The sequence below is a fragment of the Streptomyces sp. 1-11 genome, assembly GCF_007176755.1.
GTDB lineage: Bacteria > Actinomycetota > Actinomycetes > Streptomycetales > Streptomycetaceae > Streptomyces.
This window is the reverse complement of sequence record NZ_BJTV01000007.1, coordinates 289,258-305,850: the sequence shown is the minus strand read 5'-3', so window position 1 is coordinate 305,850 and position 16,593 is coordinate 289,258. Positions and strand designations below refer to the sequence as shown.

At 69.5% G+C, this 16,593-nt stretch carries 16 protein-coding genes, 1 pseudogene and 1 riboswitch; of the genes and pseudogenes, 4 read left to right on the top strand and 13 right to left on the bottom strand.

Annotated features, from left to right (window positions below; genetic code table 11):
* Positions 1 to 6: 6 nt before the first annotated feature.
* From ssuE to TNCT1_RS36955, 12 genes are all read right to left on the bottom strand, one after another.
* Positions 7 to 561 carry an NADPH-dependent FMN reductase gene (gene ssuE / locus TNCT1_RS17630; RefSeq protein WP_143633018.1) on the bottom strand — a complete coding sequence of 185 codons (555 nt, stop codon included), beginning with the start codon at positions 559 to 561 and terminating at the stop codon, positions 7 to 9.
* 280 nt (positions 562 to 841) lie between these two features.
* On the bottom strand, positions 842 to 1,984 hold the full coding sequence (locus TNCT1_RS17620; protein ID WP_143633016.1) for an LLM class flavin-dependent oxidoreductase: 1,143 nt from the start codon (positions 1,982 to 1,984) through the stop codon (positions 842 to 844).
* The gene (locus TNCT1_RS17615) at positions 1,977 to 3,068 is read right to left on the bottom strand and encodes an LLM class flavin-dependent oxidoreductase (protein WP_143633014.1); all 1,092 of its coding nucleotides are present in this window, start codon (positions 3,066 to 3,068) and stop codon (positions 1,977 to 1,979) included. The genes TNCT1_RS17620 and TNCT1_RS17615 overlap by 8 nt, the downstream gene beginning before the upstream one ends.
* Positions 3,065 to 4,438 (bottom strand): NtaA/DmoA family FMN-dependent monooxygenase, encoded by a 1,374-nt coding sequence (locus tag TNCT1_RS17610; protein ID WP_143633012.1) that lies wholly within the window; start codon positions 4,436 to 4,438, stop codon positions 3,065 to 3,067. Before TNCT1_RS17610 ends, TNCT1_RS17615 begins: the two co-directional genes overlap by 4 nt.
* A 20-nt stretch (positions 4,439 to 4,458) precedes the next feature.
* Positions 4,459 to 5,703, bottom strand: coding sequence for an LLM class flavin-dependent oxidoreductase (locus TNCT1_RS17605; protein ID WP_143633010.1), 1,245 nt, complete (start codon positions 5,701 to 5,703; stop codon positions 4,459 to 4,461).
* Between the two features lie 77 nt (positions 5,704 to 5,780).
* Positions 5,781 to 5,867 carry a putative leader peptide gene (locus tag TNCT1_RS36960; RefSeq protein WP_348652471.1) on the bottom strand — a complete coding sequence of 29 codons (87 nt, stop codon included), beginning with the start codon at positions 5,865 to 5,867 and terminating at the stop codon, positions 5,781 to 5,783.
* A 59-nt stretch (positions 5,868 to 5,926) separates the two neighbouring features.
* Positions 5,927 to 6,652, bottom strand: a complete 726-nt coding sequence (locus tag TNCT1_RS17600) for a GNAT family N-acetyltransferase (protein ID WP_143633009.1) — start codon at positions 6,650 to 6,652, stop codon at positions 5,927 to 5,929.
* An 89-nt stretch (positions 6,653 to 6,741) separates the two neighbouring features.
* Positions 6,742 to 7,770 carry an ABC transporter substrate-binding protein gene (locus TNCT1_RS17595; RefSeq protein ID WP_143633008.1) on the bottom strand — a complete coding sequence of 343 codons (1,029 nt, stop codon included), beginning with the start codon at positions 7,768 to 7,770 and terminating at the stop codon, positions 6,742 to 6,744.
* A 64-nt stretch (positions 7,771 to 7,834) separates the two neighbouring features.
* Positions 7,835 to 8,632, bottom strand: coding sequence for an amino acid ABC transporter ATP-binding protein (locus TNCT1_RS17590; RefSeq protein WP_143633006.1), 798 nt, complete (start codon positions 8,630 to 8,632; stop codon positions 7,835 to 7,837).
* Positions 8,629 to 9,609, bottom strand: a complete 981-nt coding sequence (locus TNCT1_RS17585) for an amino acid ABC transporter permease (protein ID WP_143633004.1) — start codon at positions 9,607 to 9,609, stop codon at positions 8,629 to 8,631. The genes TNCT1_RS17590 and TNCT1_RS17585 overlap by 4 nt, the downstream gene beginning before the upstream one ends.
* Positions 9,610 to 9,933: 324 nt before the next feature.
* Positions 9,934 to 10,042, bottom strand: a riboswitch (SAM riboswitch).
* Between the two features lie 38 nt (positions 10,043 to 10,080).
* Positions 10,081 to 10,971 (bottom strand): glutathione S-transferase C-terminal domain-containing protein, encoded by an 891-nt coding sequence (locus TNCT1_RS17580; RefSeq protein WP_143633002.1) that lies wholly within the window; start codon positions 10,969 to 10,971, stop codon positions 10,081 to 10,083.
* 129 nt (positions 10,972 to 11,100) lie between these two features.
* Positions 11,101 to 11,211, bottom strand: a complete 111-nt coding sequence (locus TNCT1_RS36955) for a putative leader peptide (protein WP_333750322.1) — start codon at positions 11,209 to 11,211, stop codon at positions 11,101 to 11,103.
* Positions 11,212 to 11,484: 273 nt separating this feature from the next.
* On the opposite strand from TNCT1_RS36955, the pseudogene TNCT1_RS36325 reads away from it, so the two are divergent.
* A pseudogene (locus TNCT1_RS36325) lies at positions 11,485 to 11,610 on the top strand (LLM class F420-dependent oxidoreductase); the annotation flags it as partial.
* Between the two features lie 70 nt (positions 11,611 to 11,680).
* Positions 11,681 to 12,505: a DUF1684 domain-containing protein gene (locus tag TNCT1_RS17570; RefSeq protein WP_143633000.1), complete on the top strand. Its 825-nt coding sequence runs from the start codon at positions 11,681 to 11,683 to the stop codon at positions 12,503 to 12,505.
* A gap of 107 nt (positions 12,506 to 12,612) precedes the next feature.
* Here the strand turns inward: TNCT1_RS17570 and ppk2 are convergent, their stop codons facing one another.
* Positions 12,613 to 13,569, bottom strand: coding sequence for a polyphosphate kinase 2 (ppk2, locus tag TNCT1_RS17565; RefSeq protein ID WP_143632998.1), 957 nt, complete (start codon positions 13,567 to 13,569; stop codon positions 12,613 to 12,615).
* Positions 13,570 to 13,958: 389 nt separating this feature from the next.
* On the opposite strand from ppk2, the gene TNCT1_RS17560 reads away from it, so the two are divergent.
* The gene (locus TNCT1_RS17560; RefSeq protein ID WP_143632996.1) at positions 13,959 to 15,395 is read left to right on the top strand and encodes a sugar porter family MFS transporter; all 1,437 of its coding nucleotides are present in this window, start codon (positions 13,959 to 13,961) and stop codon (positions 15,393 to 15,395) included.
* Between the two features lie 98 nt (positions 15,396 to 15,493).
* The gene (locus tag TNCT1_RS17555; RefSeq protein ID WP_143632994.1) at positions 15,494 to 16,579 is read left to right on the top strand and encodes an aromatic acid exporter family protein; all 1,086 of its coding nucleotides are present in this window, start codon (positions 15,494 to 15,496) and stop codon (positions 16,577 to 16,579) included.
* Positions 16,580 to 16,593: the final 14 nt, after the last annotated feature.

The following is a 16,593-nucleotide window of genomic DNA, read 5'->3' as shown; positions in this document are numbered from 1 at the left end:
GTGGCCTCAGCTCGCCGCGGCCAGGAGCGGGGTGCGGCCCAGCGCCAGCGAGAACTGGTCGACGACCTGGGTGAGGGCCTCGGCGGCGGCCGGTGCGACGGTGATCGAGCCGTCGTCGTGTGCGGTGATGTCCTTGTCGAGGGTGAACCAGCCCTGCACTATGTGCGCGGCACCCATGGAGTTGAGGACCGGACGCAGGGCGTAGTCGATGGCGAGGACATGCGCGGTGGAGCCGCCGGTGGCGAGAGGGAGGACCGTCTTTCCGGTGAGTGCGTACTGCGGGAGAAGGTCGAGGAGCGCCTTGAGGACTCCGGAGTACGACGCTTTGTAGACGGGTGTTCCCACGACGACGCCGTCGGCCCTCGCGAACAGTTCGGCGGCCTCGACGATCGCCGGATGCCGGAAGTCCGCGCCGAGGAGGGCCTCGGCGGGGACGGCGCGAACGTCGAGTGCAACGACGTCGTGCCCCTGAGCGGTCAGTCGCTGGTCCAGGTGACGCAGCAGGCGGTTGGTGCGGGAGGAGGCGGAAGGGCTGCCGGAGACCGACAGGATGGTGGCCATGGATCCTCTTTCGGGGAGAAGGGGGCGCATCCGCCGGGGAGGCGCTCTGGGGGCGGTCGGGAGTACCAGGTCGGTTCGGGCAGTTCACCCTGGACGACCCAGCGCCCGACATCCAGCTGCTTGTAGGCGACTGGGTCGTACAGGGTGTGAGTGTGGGTGTGGGTATGCGGGCGTTGCGCCAGAAGCGGCAGGCCCTCGGATGCGGCGGTGGCGCGGGCGCCGGTCACTTCGAAGGTCTGGTTGCCGGTCTCCAGGGTGACGTCGGCGGCGCGGGCCTTCACTACTGGAAGGAGTGCCCCCGTCGACGCCATTCCTCCGCGAGCAGTTCGTACGAGCGGACCCGGTCCGTGTGGTCGTGGGTGATCGTCGTGATGAGCAACTCGTCCGCGCCCGTGGCCTCCTGCAGTTGTTCCAGCTGGTCGGCGACCCGGCCCGGCGAGCCGACGAACTGGGTGTCGAGACGGTCCTGGACGAGGGCCCGGTCCTCGTCGGTCCATTCGTAGGCACGCGCTTCCTGCGGCGTCGGGAACTCGATGGCGCCCTCGGCGGTGCGGATGCTGCGCACCCACGGGCCGTAGCCGGTGGCGAGTTCACGGGCCGTTGCGTCGTCCTCGGCGACGACGACGTCCGCCGAGACGCTGACGTAGGGCTTGTCGAGGAATTCGGAGGGTTGGAAGAAGGACCGGTAGCCCTCCACGGCCTCCAGGACCGTGGCCGGGCTGACGTGGTAGTTGGCCGCGAACCGCAGACCGTTGCCGCCTGCGACCGCGGCGCTCTGACCACCGCTGCTGCCCAGGATCCACACCTCCACGTCGGCGCCCTCCCCCGGCACGACATGCGCTTCGACGCCCTCCAGGGAGCGGTAGGTGCCGGCCAGCAGGGCGAGGATGTCGTCGATCTGCTCGGCGTAGTCCTGTGACTCGGCGCCCGGCAGCAGGAGCAGCCTTCGCTGCAGGGCGATGCGGGGTGAGCCGAGCAGCTGCTCGAAGGAGAAGCGGGGCGGGATCAGCAGGCCGTTCGGGGTGCGGCCGTCGACGACGGGGGTCGCCGTCAGCGACGGTGCGGGCGGCTGTCCTGGCGGACGGCCGCCCGAGCGGCCCAGGCCCAGATCGAAGCGGCCCGGGTGCAGTGTGTCGAGCAGGCCGAACTCCTCCACGGTGGACAGCGCGGTGCGGTGCCCGAGCTGTACGGCTCCGGAGCCGAGCCGGATGGTGGAGGTGGCCGACGCGGTCAGCGCCAGGACGACCGCGGGTGACGTTCCGGCCACGCCCGGATTGAGGTGGTGCTCGGCGAACCAGTAGCGGGCGTATCCGAAGCGCTCGGCCTGCTGTGCGAGGTCGATGGAGTTGCGCAGGGCATCGGCTGCCGTCGAGCCGGACGGGATCGGGACCAGGTCGAGGACGCCGAGGGAGATGTCAGACATGGATGGACTCCTGGGTGAGTGGTGATGCGGGAGGCACGGGGCCCCAGGCGAACGGCGGGTCCGGGATCTCGCGGCGCAGTACGGGGGCGACGTCGGACTGGAACAGCTTCAGGGAGGCGCGGTGTTGGGCCGCCGTCAGCCCGCCCGCGTCGGCATGCACGTGCAGCACGGTGTGGCCGAACTGTTCGTGGTAGCGGTGCACCTTGTCGATGACCTGTTGCGGGCTGCCGATCAGGGCGGAGCTGCGTTCGGCGAAGTCCTCCACGGTCTCGAAGACCACCGGCAGGCCGGCCTTCTTGAAGAACGCCAGGTTGGACTCGAAGATCGGCCGGTACGCGGCCAGCGCCTCCTGAGAGGTGGGGGCCACGTGGATGCCGGCTGTCCCGGCGCCGACCGCGATGTCGGCCGGGTCGTGGCCGTAGAACTCCCAGCGCTCACGGTAGTGGCGGATCAATTCGGCATACGGCTCTATGGGGTTGGTGACGTTCGCGGAGAACAGCGGGTCACCGTAGCGGGCGGCGAGATCGACCGACTCCCTGCTGGTGGCGCTGCCGTGCCAGACCCGGACCGGCCGCTGGTACGGCCGCGGCCACACCTCGGCGCCCGTCAGCGGGGGACGGAAGCGGGTGTCGGCGGTGACCTTGTCCTGGCGCCAGATCTTGCGGAAGACCTCGTAGCTCTCGGCGTTGCGGTCCCACTGGTCCTCGGGCGTGACGTTGAACAGGACGCGCTGGGCGGCGCCGTTGCCCTTGCCGATGATCAGCTCGAGGCGGCCTTCGGAGAGATGGTCGAGGGTGGCGTAGTCCTCGTACGCGCGGACCGGGTCCAGCAGACTGAGCGTCGTGACGGCCGTGAACAGGCGGATCCGCTTGGTCAGGGCGGCCACATGGCTCAGTACGACGGTCGGAGACGAGGAGATGAACGGCCGCTCGTGCCGCTCCCCCACGCCGAAGCCGTCGAACCCCAGTTCCTCGGCGAGCAGGGCGTCGTCGAGGACCTCGCGGAACCGGTCGTGTGTGGACTTCCGCACCCCGGTGACCGGGTCCGGGCGGTGCGATATCAGGGTGATCGCGAGGAACTTCACGACGCCGCCCGCTCGTCGGACGCCTCGTCCGGGTGGGCGAGGCCAAGGTGGTGGCGGAGAGTGGGGCCCTCGTAGTCGGTGCGGAAGACGCCCTGTTCCTGCAGCAGCGGGACGACCTTGTCGGCGAAGTCGTCGAGGCCGGTCGGGGTGATGTGCGGGACGAGGATGAAGCCGTCACTGGCGTCGGCCTGGACGTAGTCGTTGATGGTCTTGGCGATGGTCGCCGGGGAGCCGACGAAGTTCTGGCGGTTACCGGTGTTGATGACCAGGTCGCGGATGGACCAGTTGTTCGCCTCGGCCAGCTCGCGCCACTCGCGGGCGGTGGCCAGCGGGTCGCGGTACATCCGGACCTGGGCGCGGCCCTTGGAGATGTGGTTGTCGCTGACGTCCGGGTCGATGTCGGGCAGCGGGCCTTCGGGGTCGTAGGCGGACAGATCGCGGTTCCAGACGAACTCCAGGTGCTTGATGGCGGTGGCCCCGCTGACCTGCTGGCGGCGCACCTCCCGGGCGAGTTCCCGCGCCTCGGTGTCGGTGTCGGCGAGGGCGAAGGAGGCGGCGGGCAGGATGAGCAACTGGTCGTGCCGGCGACCGTACTTGGCGAGGCGGTTCTTGACGTCCGCGTAGAAGGCCTGGCCCCCTTCGAGGGTGGCGTAGCGGCTGAAGATGGCGTCGGCGCTCGACGCGGCGAATTCGCGGCCCTCGTCGGAGTCGCCGGCCTGGAAGATGACGGGACGGCCCTGCGGGGAGCGCGGGACGTTGAACTGGCCCTGGATGTCGAAGTGCCGGCCGGTGTGGACGAAGGAGCCGGCCTTCGCGTCGCGCAGGAACACGCCGGTCGTCTGGTCGGCGATGATCTCGTCGCCGTGCCAGGAGTCGAAGAGTTCGCCCGCCGTGGCCAGGAACTCCTTCGCCCGGGAGTAACGCTCGCCCTGCGGGAGGAAGCCGCCGCGGCGGAAGTTCTCGCCGGTGAAGGCGTCCCAGGAGGTGACGACGTTCCAGGCGGCGCGGCCGCCGGAGAGGTGGTCGAGGCTGGCGAACTGGCGGGCCACCTCGTAGGGCTCGTTGAAGGTGGAGTTGATGGTTCCGGTGAGGCCGAGGTGTTCGGTGACGGCGGCGAGGGCGGCGAGGACGGTGAAGGTGTCGGGGCGGCCGACGACGTCCAGGTCGTAGATCCTGCCGCCCTGTTCGCGGAGCCTGAGTCCCTCGGCGAGGAAGAGGAAGTCGAACTTGGCGCGTTCGGCGGTCTGTGCGAAGTGGGCGAAGGAGCTGAACTCGATGTGGCTGCCGGCCTTCGGGTCGCTCCACACGGTGGTGTTGTTGACGCCCGGGAAGTGTGCGGCCAGATGGATCTGCTTCAGCGGCTTGCTCATGTCGGTGCGGTCCTTCCGGCTCAGGCGGTGGCGTAGCGGTTGGCGGGGCGGGCGAGGCCCAGCAGGCCGCGCAGGGTGTCGGCCTCGTAGGCGGTGCGGAAGGCGCCACGGCGCTGGAGTTCGGGCACCAGGCCCCGGGTGACGGCGGGCAGGTCGTGCCCGGCGACGGCGGGCCGCAGCCGGAAGCCGCTCAGCCCCTCCGCCGCCAACTCCTGAAGCAAATCAGCGAGTTGAGCGGACGTACCGGCGAAGATGCGGGCGTCGCTGGTGTACGGCTCCCCCGCGAGGGCGTCGAGACGTGCACGGCGGTCCTCCGCCGCGGCCGGCTCGTCGTCGAGGAAGACCACCAGGTCGCCGAAGACATGCAGGAGTTCACCGGCGCGTCCGGCCGCCTCCTGCTCGGCGCGGATCTCGGCGACGATCGCGCGGGCCTGGCCGGCGTCGTGCGGAGTGACGTAGCCGACGTCGGCCTGTCGGGCCACCAGCCGGTACGGGACCGTCTGGTGGGCCAGGGCGGTGACGAGCGGCTGGCCCTGGGGCGGGCGCGGGGTGATGGACGGGCCCTTCACACTGAAGTGCCTGCCCTCGAAGTCGATGTAGTGCAGCTTGTCGCGGTCGATGAAGCGGCCGGTGGCCGCGTCCCGGATCTCCGCGTCGTCCTCCCAGCTGTCCCAGAGCCGGCGCACGACCTCGACGTAGTCGGCGGCCTCGTCGAAGTGGTCGGTGAGCAGTTCCTGCCCGGCCGGACTCCGGACACCCTCGAGGCTGAGCGGTGGAAAGGTGCGGCGACCGAAGTGCGCGGCCTCGTGCGGCCATGGCGAGATCTGCACGCGCAGGCCGGCCCGGCCGGTGCTGACGTAGTCGAGAGTGGCGATCGCCTTGGAGATGTGGAACGGCTCCGTGTGGGTGGCGATCACGGTCGGCACCAGTCCGATGTGCCGGGTCAAGGGTGCGATACGGGACGCGATCAGTACGGCGTCCAGGCGTCCGCGGACCTGATCGGTTCGGCCGTCCGGCTCACCGATGGGCCTCCCCCCGGTCGAGCGATGTCGAGACTGGGGAGGCGAGGACTGCAGGCCGAGTCCGTCCTCGAGGGTGACGAAGTCGAGCAGGCCGCGTTCGGCCTCGGCGACCAGGTCGGCCCAGTAACCGGCGGTGAACAGGTCCCGGGGACGGGCGACTTGCTCGCGCCAGGAGGCGGGGTGCCAGCCGGTGCCGTCGAGGGTGACGGCAAGGTGCAGGTGAGAAGCGGGAGTTGCGGACACGAGGGTGCCTTCCTGAAGGTCCGTACGAGATCGCCGGCCCGCGGTGATCGGGGCGCACGGCGGCTGGGGATACAGGGTCAGGAGCTACAGAGGGAGCCGGCCACGCGCTGGAGGTCGATGTGGGGCCGGGAGTGGAGGCGGACGGCACGGAGTACACCTGTCACGTGTCGCACCTCCGTCCGAGCGGACCAGGCACTCGCCTTCGACAAGGACAACGGCACGGCTATGCCGTTTCTTCCAGAGCGGCTGCCCCGGTGTGCCGGACGAGCGAGAAGACGGTACGGCGGCGCAGGGTGAACCCGATCGACTCGTACAGCCGGATCGCGTTCGCGTTGGCGGCCGCGGCGTGCAGGAAAGGGCGTTCGCCGCGTTCCCTGATGCCGGCGGCGACCGCGCGGACCAGACGGGTGGCCAGGCCCCGGCCGCGGTGGTCGGGGTCGGTGCACACGGCGCTGATCTCGGTCCAGCCGGGCGGGTGCAGCCGTTCGCCGGCCAGGGCGACGAGCCGGCCCTGGTGACGGATGCCGAGGTAGGTGCCCAGCTCGACGGTGCGGGGCAGGTAGGGGCCCGGCTCGGTGCGGGCGACCAGGTCCAGGATCTCGGGCACGTCGTCGGGACCGAGCCGTACGGCCTCGGGGTCGGGTTCGGCGCGCAGGGCGGTGTCCACGAGCTGGACGCCGTGTCCGGTGCGCACGACCTCCCAGCCGGCCGCCGCCCCGGTGACGCCCCGCACCGCGGCGGTGCCGCCGGGGCCGACGAGTGCGGCGAGGTCCGCCCAGGCGCGCGGGTCGTCCTCGTCGGAGAGCGCGTGGAAGGGCGCCACGTCCTGGGGGTAGCGGGCGGCGTGGCCGATTCGTTGGGCGAAGTGGGCGTGAGGGCCAGTGAGCGCGGCCCAGGCGGGGTTGTCCAGGATGTGCGAGGAGCTGGCGTCGATGCTGGTCACGGACATGGTGTGGCGGTCTCCGGGGTGCGGCTCGGGGTGTCCGGCGCGCGGGGGCTCCACCGCGAGGCGGCGGTGGAGTCCCCTGCACGTGATGGTCAGGAGTTGTCGAGGGGCAGTCCGGGCGGGTTGACCTCGGACTTGGCCACCGCCTCGTTGGAGAGGTTGTAGGCCTTGAGCCACTCGGCGTACTGACCCTTCTCGATCAGGTGGTTGATGGCGGCGGCGAGCGGCTTGGCCAGGCCGCTGTCCTTCTTCGCGGTGGCCGCGATCAGGCCCTGCAGGCGCGCGCCGGCGCCGGAGTAGGTGCCGGCGGTGCGGGTGGCGTTGGGCGTGTTCGCGACCTGGCGGTTGTGGTAGGCGATGCCGGGGTTGGGGCCGAGATAGGCGTCGATCTTGCCGCTGGACAGGGCGAGGTAGACGCTGTTGCTGTCCTGGAAGTACTTGATGGTGAGCTTCTTGCCTTCCTTGGCCAGCTTCGCCTTCCACTCCAGGAGGATCTTTTCCTGGTTGGTGCCCGAGCTGACGGAGACGGTCTTGCCGGCGAGGTTCTCGTAGTCGCCGTCGAAGTTCCAGGTGCTCTTCTTCTGCACCACGAAGGCGAGGTTGTCCTGCCGGTACGAGGCGAACTCGTACTTCTTCTTGCGCTCCTCGGTGTCGGTGACGTTGGAGAAGGCCACGTCGACCTTGCCGCTGTCGATGCCGACGAAGAGGTTCTCCCACGTGGAGTTCTTCACCTCTGGCCGGAGGCCGAGGACAGCGGCGACCAGGCGGCCGAGGTCGGGCTCCGCGCCGGTGAGGGTTTTCTGGTCGCTGCCCACGTAGGCCAGCGGCGGGAAGCCGGCCGGCAGGGCGCCTATGCCGATCTCCAGCTTGCCGCTCTTCTTGACGGCGGCGGGCAGTTCGGCGCTGATGGACTTGACCTCGGAGACCTTGATGGAGGTCTGCTGGGCGGCGCCGTTGGAGACCTGTCCGATGACGACCTCGCCGGACTTGGCTGCGCTGTCGGTGGTGGTGGCCGCTTCGCTGTTGCCACCGCAGGCGGCGAGCCCGGTGGCCAGGGAGGCGACGGCGGTCGCCGCGGTGATGCCGCGTATCAGGCTGCGTCGGGTGAAGTGGGTCGGCATGGCCGTTCCTTGTCGGTGGAGGTGATGAGGGTGGCGTGGGGGGAGGTCTGAAGTGCGCGGCGGGTCAGAGGACCTTGCTGAGGAAGTCCCTGGTCCGTTCGTGGCGCGGCTTGTCGAGGACTTCGGAGGGCGGGCCCTGCTCGATGATCTTTCCGGCGTCGATGAAGACGACCCGGTCGGCGATCTCGCGGGCGAAGCCGATCTCGTGGGTGACGATGAGAAGGGTGGTGCCGCTGGTCGCCAGGTCCTTGATGACGGCGAGGACTTCGCCGACCAGTTCGGGGTCGAGGGCGGAGGTGGGCTCGTCGAAGAGGATGACGCCGGGGCGCAGAGCGAGGGCGCGGGCGATGGCGACGCGCTGCTGCTGGCCGCCGGAGAGCCGGCGCGGGTAGGCGCCGGTCTTGTCGCCGAGGCCGACCCGGCCGAGGAGTTCGCGGGCCAGCTCCTGCGCCTCGGGCTTGCCGAGCCGGCCGGTGGCGACCGGGGCGGCGGCCACGTTGTCCAGGACGGTCAAGTGCGGGAAGAGGTTGAAGTTCTGGAAGACGAAGCCGATCCGCCCGCGCTGGGTGAGGATGGCGCGCTCGCTCAGTTCCTTGAGCCTCTCGCCCTGTCGCTTCACGCCGATCAGCTCGCCGTTGATGCTGACGTGGCCGATCTCGGGCTTCTCCAGGTGGTTGACGACCCGCAGCAGGGTGGACTTTCCGGAGCCGGAGGGGCCGAGGATGACGGTGACCTCGCCGGGGCGGACGGTCAGGTCGACGCCGTCCAGTACCCGGTGGGTGCCGTACCACTTGTGCACGTCGTGGATCTCGACGGTGGCGGCCTCGACGTCCGCCAGGGCTCCGAGGGTCTTGGCGGTCATACGGCGGCCTCCCGGCGGATGCGGGCCCGCAGGTCGGTGAGCCCGGTGCGGAGCTTCTGCAGCGGTGTCGGCGGCAGGCCGCGGGTGGCACCGCGGGCGTAGTGCCGCTCGACGTAGAACTGGATGACGGAGACGAAGCTGGTCAGGATCAGGTACCAGACGGTGACGACCAGCAGCAGCGGCACGATGTCACCGGGGTACGTGGAGCCCATGGTCTGCGCGGAGCCGAACAGGTCGAGCAGGGAGACGTAGAAGACCAGCGAGGTGCCCTTGATCAGCCCGATGAGCTGGTTGACGTAGTTCGGGATGATCGAGCGCAGGGCCTGCGGAAAGACGATCCTCCGGAACTGGTAGCCCTTGGGCAGACCGAGCGCGGCGGCCGCCTCGTGCTGGCCCTGGTCGACGGAGAGGATGCCGCCGCGTACGACCTCGGCCGCGTAGGCGGCCTCGTTGAGGCTGAGGCCGACGACGGCGACGACCATGTCGGTGGCGAGCTTCGACTCGTCGAAGGAGAAGAAGGCCGGGCCGAAGGGAATGCCGACGCTCAACGTCTTGTACAGGGCACTGAAGTTGTAGAGGAAGATCAGTACCACGATGAGCGGGATCGAGCGCAGCGCCCAGACGTAGGTCCAGCTGACCGCGCGCAGCACGGGGCTCCTCGACAGCCGGGCCAGGGCGAGCACGATGCCGCCGATCAGGCCGAGCACCGCGCTGTAGGCGGCGACTTGGAGGGTGATGAGCAGGCCGTCGAGGATGGTGGGGCGCAGGAACCAGTAGCCCCAGCGGTCCCACTGGTAGAAGGGGTTGGAGACCAGACCGTGCACGAACTGGGCGACCAGGACGAGCACCACCGCGGTGGCGATCCAGCGTCCGGGGCGCCGCAGCGGCAGAACTCGCTGGGCGGTGAGGGCTTTGAACGGTTGGTCGGCGGTCGGCGCCTCGGGGAGGGTGACGGTGGCGCCAGGGGGTTCACTCATGGTGGGCTCCGGCTGGGTGGGAACACCCCGGAAGCACGGCGGCATGCGGTGGCGCACGCGACGGTGAGGTACCGGGGGCGGGGAGGACAACGGCACACCGCACGGGCGGTGTTCGTCAGGGAGTGCGGGGGCTGCGGGGAGGTGTCAGCCCCGACAGCGGGCACAGCCCGGTGCGGTACACAGTGCGCTGTTCACGCGGAGCAGATCGACGGCGCGATCGGCGACGAGAGGGTTCGGGTACGGCTGTACGCAGCCTCGGGAGCGGCGCGTGGCCGTCCTGTTGGCTGCGTACATGGCGTCACCATCACTGTTCCGGCCCGGTGGGCCTCGCGCTTACCGAAACATCTTCGGTCCGGTCGTCACCTGGGGCACCCCACCGCGGCGCGAGGGTTGCCGGTCAGCAAGCCAGGGCTTGTCGCTGACACTCATGACCGTTCTGGGCCGTAGTTAAGACAACTGCCCGAACGAATGTCAACGCCGGTCCACCAGGTGGAACGGCTCACTGGACGTGTGGGCCGCCCAGTCCAGGATCCGCACGGCCGCTCCGGCGGCCTCCAGGCCCTGGCAGCGGGCGTGGTGACGGCGCTCGATGCCGTCGAGGTCGAGGTGGCCGCCGAAGGCGGGATGGGCGGCGAGCCGGCGGGCGTACGCCCACAGCATCGGATGGTCGGCGATGCGTTGGACGGCGGAGGCGTCGAGGTGGTTGCGATGCACGGTGTCGAGCTGGACCAGGGCGACCCACAACTCGACGTCGGCGGCCGTGATTCCGTCGCCGATCAGGTACGTGCGCCCTTCGAGCCGGCGTTCCAGGGCCCCGAGCGTTTCGAGCAGCATGCCAAGTGCCGTGTCACGTTCCACCGGCTCACCACCGGCCGATCCGGCGTGCTGCGCGGCCCGTTCGATGCCCTGCCCGCACATCCGCTCGACCGCCTCGATCTCCGACTCCGCGCCGCACGGGTAGAGCGAGAGACGGTCACCGCCGAACCGGCGGTCGAGGTCGCGCATGATGTCCGGGGCATGGGTGCTGACGATCCGCCCGGACCAGTCGTCGCTGAGCACCGGAGCGACGGCCGGACCGGGGTACCGGTGGGCGCTGGCCTCGTACAGCGGACGCAGGACGGAGTGGCCGCCCCCGGGGCAGTCGGGGACCGCGGGCAGGTAGGTCGCCGGACAGCTGGTGTCCAGGCCGAGCAGGCTGTGGGTGACGGCGATGCGCAGGCCGCCGGGACAGGCGGTCGACAGATGGAGGCGGTAGCGGCCCGGAACGGCGTAGTGGCCGCTGCGCGCATCCCGGCCGATCCGGCCCCGGAAGGCGGGCGCGGATCGGCCGGAGGCGTGGGCGGCCGACGGTGTGACGGTCATGACTCTCCCCGGAGGAAGGGCGCGGACGTACGCGCGGCGGAAGCGACGACGGGCGAGGGAACGAGGCTCTCTCGTACGCACCGGACGGCACGACGCCCGAGGGCGTCTGCGGTGCGGGATGGGTGCGGCTCAGCCCTGGGGGTTGATCGCGCTGCAGACACGCAGCAGATCTATGTGACGGCGGGAGGTCAGAAGAGGCGAACGGCTCACTCGGACGGTGACCGACTCCAAGCGCCTCATAATTTCCCTACCCACTCACTAGGATTCCCTCAGTGAGTGTCGATCCGACCGACACCGGCGTCAAGAGGGCCGTCCCGCGGGCACGTCGGCACTCCCGCTCATGACTGAGTACACATGACTGACAAGAAGCTGTCACACGCGGACCGGAATGCGGGTCCGGCCGACGCCCGTTCTGAACTGACATGACTGTTGGAGTAGCGCTCAACGCGTCCGACGCGCCGAACCAGGTCGACACGACCGTCGAACTGGCTCTGGAAGTCTCGGAGTTCGGCAATCGATGCGGAGATACGGCGCTACCGCGACGCCGGCGCCACCGAGGTGGTGTTCTCGGGCACCGAGTTCGCGGGACAAGCCGACCGCCGGCGCACCTGGCGACTCCTCGGCGAACTGGCCGAGTGAGTACACCCGTCGACTCGACGACCCCCTGCATTCCCTGCCCGAACGCACCCCGGCACAAAGGAGATTCCCCATGACCACCGAGGCCACCACCACGGACCTCCACGCCTTCACCGAAGCCTGGCTGGTGTGGTATCGCGCCCAGGAGGCCCGGCTCGCCGCCCCGCACGGGTTCCTGGCGGTCACCGGCCTGCACTGGCTCGACGACCGACCCCAGCGCTTCCCGGACGCGCCCGGCTCGTGGCACACCGGCCCTGAAGGCGTCGTCGTAGACCTCGACGAGAGCGAGGAACTGGTCGTCGACGGGACGCCGGTGCGCGGCGAGCACCGTTTCGGCGTGCTTCCCGAGCGCGGCGGCGTCAACGCCGTCTGGGGAGACGCCGTCATCGAGGTCGCCAAGCGCGGCGGCCAGGACATCGTGCGCCCCCGGCACCCGGACGCGCCGCTGCGCACGGCTTTCACCGGCACGCCCGCCTATGCCCCCGACCCGCGCTGGGCCGTAACCGGCCGGTACGTCCCGTTCGATTCACCGCGGCCGACCACCGTGGGCGCCGCGGTCGAGAGCCTTGAGCATGTCTACGACGCTCCGGGCAGGGTCGAGTTCGAGCTCGACGGGCACCCGCTGTCGCTGACCGCATTTCCCGGCCATGGTGCGGGACGGCTGCTGGTGCTGTTCACCGACGCGACCTCCGGGGTCACCACCTACGCCGCCACCCGGGCCCTGGCACTGGATCCGCCCGCCGCTGATGGCACGGTCGTCCTGGACTTCAACCGGGCCGCGAACCTGCCCTGCGCCTACACGGACCTGGCCACCTGCCCGCTGCCCCCGGCCGAGAACCGGCTGCCGGTGGCGATCGAGGCCGGTCACAAGATCCCCCGCGAGCGCAGCGGCTCCTGAGCCAGGTGGTGTCGCGGGGACGATCTCGTGGCCGCCCTCGTCCAGGACGGCCACCCGAGAGGCGTCAGGGTCTGCCGTGTCCGGACGGGTCCTGGACGGGTGCCACGTCAGTCGCTGCCGGGGTGCTTGCCGGGGACGCCGAGACCGGGTGAGAGCGGCGTGGGCGAGAGCATGGTGTCCTCCTCACCGGGCTCCAGCAGGGTGTCAGCGGCGCCGACGATGAGCGGGTCGGGTGTGCCCACCGCCTCGTGGTCCTTGCTCGCGTAGTCGATGCGCGACAACAGACTCCGCATGGTCTCCAGCCGGGCCCGCCGCTTGTCGTTGCTCTTGACGACGGTCCAGGGGGCGTGGGAAGTGTCCGTGGCGCGGAACATGCCGACCTTCGCCTCGGTGTAGGCGTCCCAGAGGTTCAGAGACGCCAGGTCGGTGGGCGAGAGCTTCCATTGGCGCACCGGGTCGACCTGCCGGATGGCGAAGCGTGTGCGCTGCTCGGAACGGGACACCGAGAACCAGAACTTCACCAGCACGATGCCGCTGTCGACCAGCATCCGCTCGAAGGTCGGGCACTGCTCGAGGAACAGCTCGTACTCCTCCTCGGAGCAGAACCCCATCACGCGCTCCACACCGGCCCGGTTGTACCAGGAGCGGTCGAAGAACACGATCTCCCCGGCGGTCGGCAGCTGCGCGACGTACCGCTGGAAGTACCACTGGCCCGCTTCGCGTTCGGTGGGCTTGTCCAAGGCGACCACGCGTGCGCCGCGCGGGTTGAGCCGCTCGGTGAGCCGTTGGATCGTGCCGCCCTTGCCCGCCGCGTCACGTCCCTCGCACACCACGACAACGCGCGTGCCGGTGTCCTTGACCCAGCGCTGGAGCTTGAGCAGCTCGATCTGCAGCACGCGCTTGGCACGCTCGTACTCCTGGCGTCCCACCTTCCGTTCGTAGGGGTGGTTCTCCCGCCACGTCCGGATGGGGCGCCCCTCCTTGTCCAGCACGATCGGCTGCTCCCGCCGACTGGCGTCCACAGTCAGTCCATCGAGAAGCTTCCCGGCGTCTTGCACGTCCATCAACTGGTGTTCCGTTCGGCTCTCGCGGTCGGTCAAGGCGAGACACGAGTGCCCCGTCCGACCCCGCCCATTGCCTCCTGGATCATTTGTTGTGCAGGGGAATGATCTACCGGCACCAGGCCGCCGACGGAGTTGCCAGGGCGGTTGTTCACTCGCACGGCCCATCGTTGGCGCACTCCGAACGGACCTCTACCAACCGGCAGCAACGCCTGGTCGAGACGAGTCAGTGGAGGCACTGCTCCGCCGGGGGGCCACCATTGCTTCCAATGCGGCGAGTCTTGTCCCATCGTCCGTATCGAGCCAAGAAAGTAACACCCGACAGACTCGTCGTCGGCGTTTCCAGTCGTCTGCGTAGGCGAGCGATTCCTCCTGCTGCGAAGGGGACGCGTATGGTCCAGGGTTTCTCCAGAGAGCCGGGCACCGAAGGGCCCCTGGCTGACATTCCGGAAGGGGGCCGTCGGCGAGTCTGGCGCTGGGCAGTGGTTATCGCGCTCGGCGGTTTTCTGTTCGGATTCGACACCGGGGTGGTTTCCGGTGCCCTGCTGTATATCAAGCGCGACTTCGGACTGAGCGCCTTCGAGCAGGGCAGCGTGGTAAGCGTGCTGCTGATCGGGGCCATGCTGGGCGCGGTGGCCGCTGGGCGTATGGCGGAGAACCTGGGCCGCAGAAAGGCGCTGGGAATCGAGGGAGCGGTGTTCCTCATCGGAACCGCGATCCTGGTGGCCGCTCCCGGTTACGGGGCGCTGCTCGTCGGCCGGGTCGTGCTCGGCCTGGCCGTGGGAGCGGCGTCGGCGACTGTTCCGGTTTATCTGTCGGAGGTCTCGCCGAAGGAGATCCGCGGGCGTGTGCTGACCCTCAACCAGTTGATGATCACTACTGGCATTTTGATCTCGTACTTCATCAACCTCCTCTTCGCGAGTGGCGGGCAGTGGCGTGGGATGTTCGCGGTCGGCGCACTTCCGGCCCTGGGGATCGTCGTTGGAGCGTTGTGGCTGCTGCCGGAGTCGCCTCAGTGGCTGATCCGTCACGGCCGGAGAGACGAGGCCCGGGCGCTGATCGTGTCGGTGGCCGGTGAGGAACGAGCCGATCACTTGATCGAGCAGGCGCAACGCCGGGAAACCCAGGGGCTTCGAAGCGACTCCCCGAGGGCAGGGGGGTGGCGTGTCCTGCTGGAGCCCAGGGTCCGGGCCGCCTTGATCGTGGGACTGACGCTGGCCGCTGTGCAGCAGTTCGGTGGTATCAACACGATCATCTATTACGCGCCGACGACCATCGAGAACACCGGACTGAGTGCATCGAACTCCATCCTGTACTCGGTGGCCATCGGCGTCATCAACCTGCTCATGACCATTGTCGCGATCAAACTGGTCGACCGCGCGGGACGACGCCGCCTACTCCTCGGCTCCCTCGCCAGCATGCTCGTGATGCTCGCACTGCTGGGGCTCTCCTTCGTGATCGGCATGAACGCGCTGCTCTCCCTGCTGTTCATGGTGGTGTACATCGCCGCGTTCGCCGTGGGTCTGGGTCCCGTCTTCTGGGTGCTGATCGGCGAGATTTTCCCCCCGCATGCCCGTGCCGCGGGCTCCAGTGCCTCCACGGCGGTGAACTGGATCTCGAACTTCGTGGTCAGCCTCGTCTTCCTGCCAGTGGCGAACGTGATCGGCCAGGGGCAGACCTTCTGGGTCTTCGCGGCTGTCTGCGCCTTCGGGCTGTGGTTCGTCAGCCGGTACGTTCCTGAGACCCGGGGCCGCGACTTCGAGCAGGTCGATATCGCATTGCAGACCCGTTTCCGTAAGCGTCCGCAGGTCGGAGCGGAGGCCGGTTGAGGCTGCGTCTACGTGCCGGCGCCGTGGGCAGATTGCGGCGCGCAGTGGTGCACGCCGGGTCCGGGGCGTGGGCACGGGTGGCCGCAGGCGCGTGGCCGGTGCTGCAGCAGACGGCCGCTGCCAGCACGGCATGGGTGATCGCCAAGCACATGGTTCATCACCGGCAGCCGTTTTTCGCCCCGGTCGCCGCCGTGGTCGCGCTCAACGCCTCGCGGGGAGAGCGGGGCACGAACGCCGTGCGGCTGGTGCTCGGAGTCATCGTCGGCATTCTTGCTGCGGATCTGGCGATTCCGGTGCTGCACCACGGGTACGGAGCCCTGGCGGTGGCAGCCTTCGTGGCCATGATGGTCGCGCTCGCGCTGGGGAGCGAACGCATCGTGATCGCACAGGCAGCCGTGAGCGCCATCCTTGCCGTTGCCGTAGGTGGCGGGGCCGGGCCGCAACGACTGGTCGACGCGGTGATCGGATCCGGTGTTGCCCTGGTGTTCAGCCAGTTGGTCTTTCCTGCGGAGCCCGTCATGTTGCTGCGCCGGGCCGAATCTGCGGCCCTGGCGGGCATCGGCAGCGTCCTGCGCCTCACCGCGCAGGCCCTGGAGCGCAATGACGACTCGCTCAACGACCAGGTGGCCCAGCACCTGCACAGCGCCCGGGACCTGCTGATGGACCTCGCTCAGGCTCGCGAGAGCAGCCGTCGCATCATTCGGCACTCACCCGTCTGGTGGGGACGAGTGACTCCTATTTCGCGCGAGAGACACAACGCGGAGCGGCTCGATCTGCTGGGCAGCAGCTGCCTGATGCTCGCCCGTATGGCCACGGCCCACCGGATGGATGACAGCGAGGAACTCGCCGCGTCCGCCCCGGACGTGCGCGAGCTGGCCGGCGAGCTCGAGGAGCTCGCTCGCACTCCTGGAGATCACGAAACCCGTCGACGCGCTGCCCAGCGAGCGCTGAACGTAGTGCACCGGCTCGCGGCACGGGAGGGTGGAACCGGGCGTACCGCCGCCGTCCCTATGGCGGTACGCATGGTGGCCACTGACCTCATGGCTTTCGCCGGCGTCGACGCGGCACGGGCCGTCGACATCGCCCGGGCCGCTCCTGAGGACCTCGGCGAGCTGTCCGTGCCCGCCCCGCCGTCAACCCTGTGGACACGCCTGAGAGAAAGGCGACGCGACTCGCACCCGTAACGGACGGCGGTGTA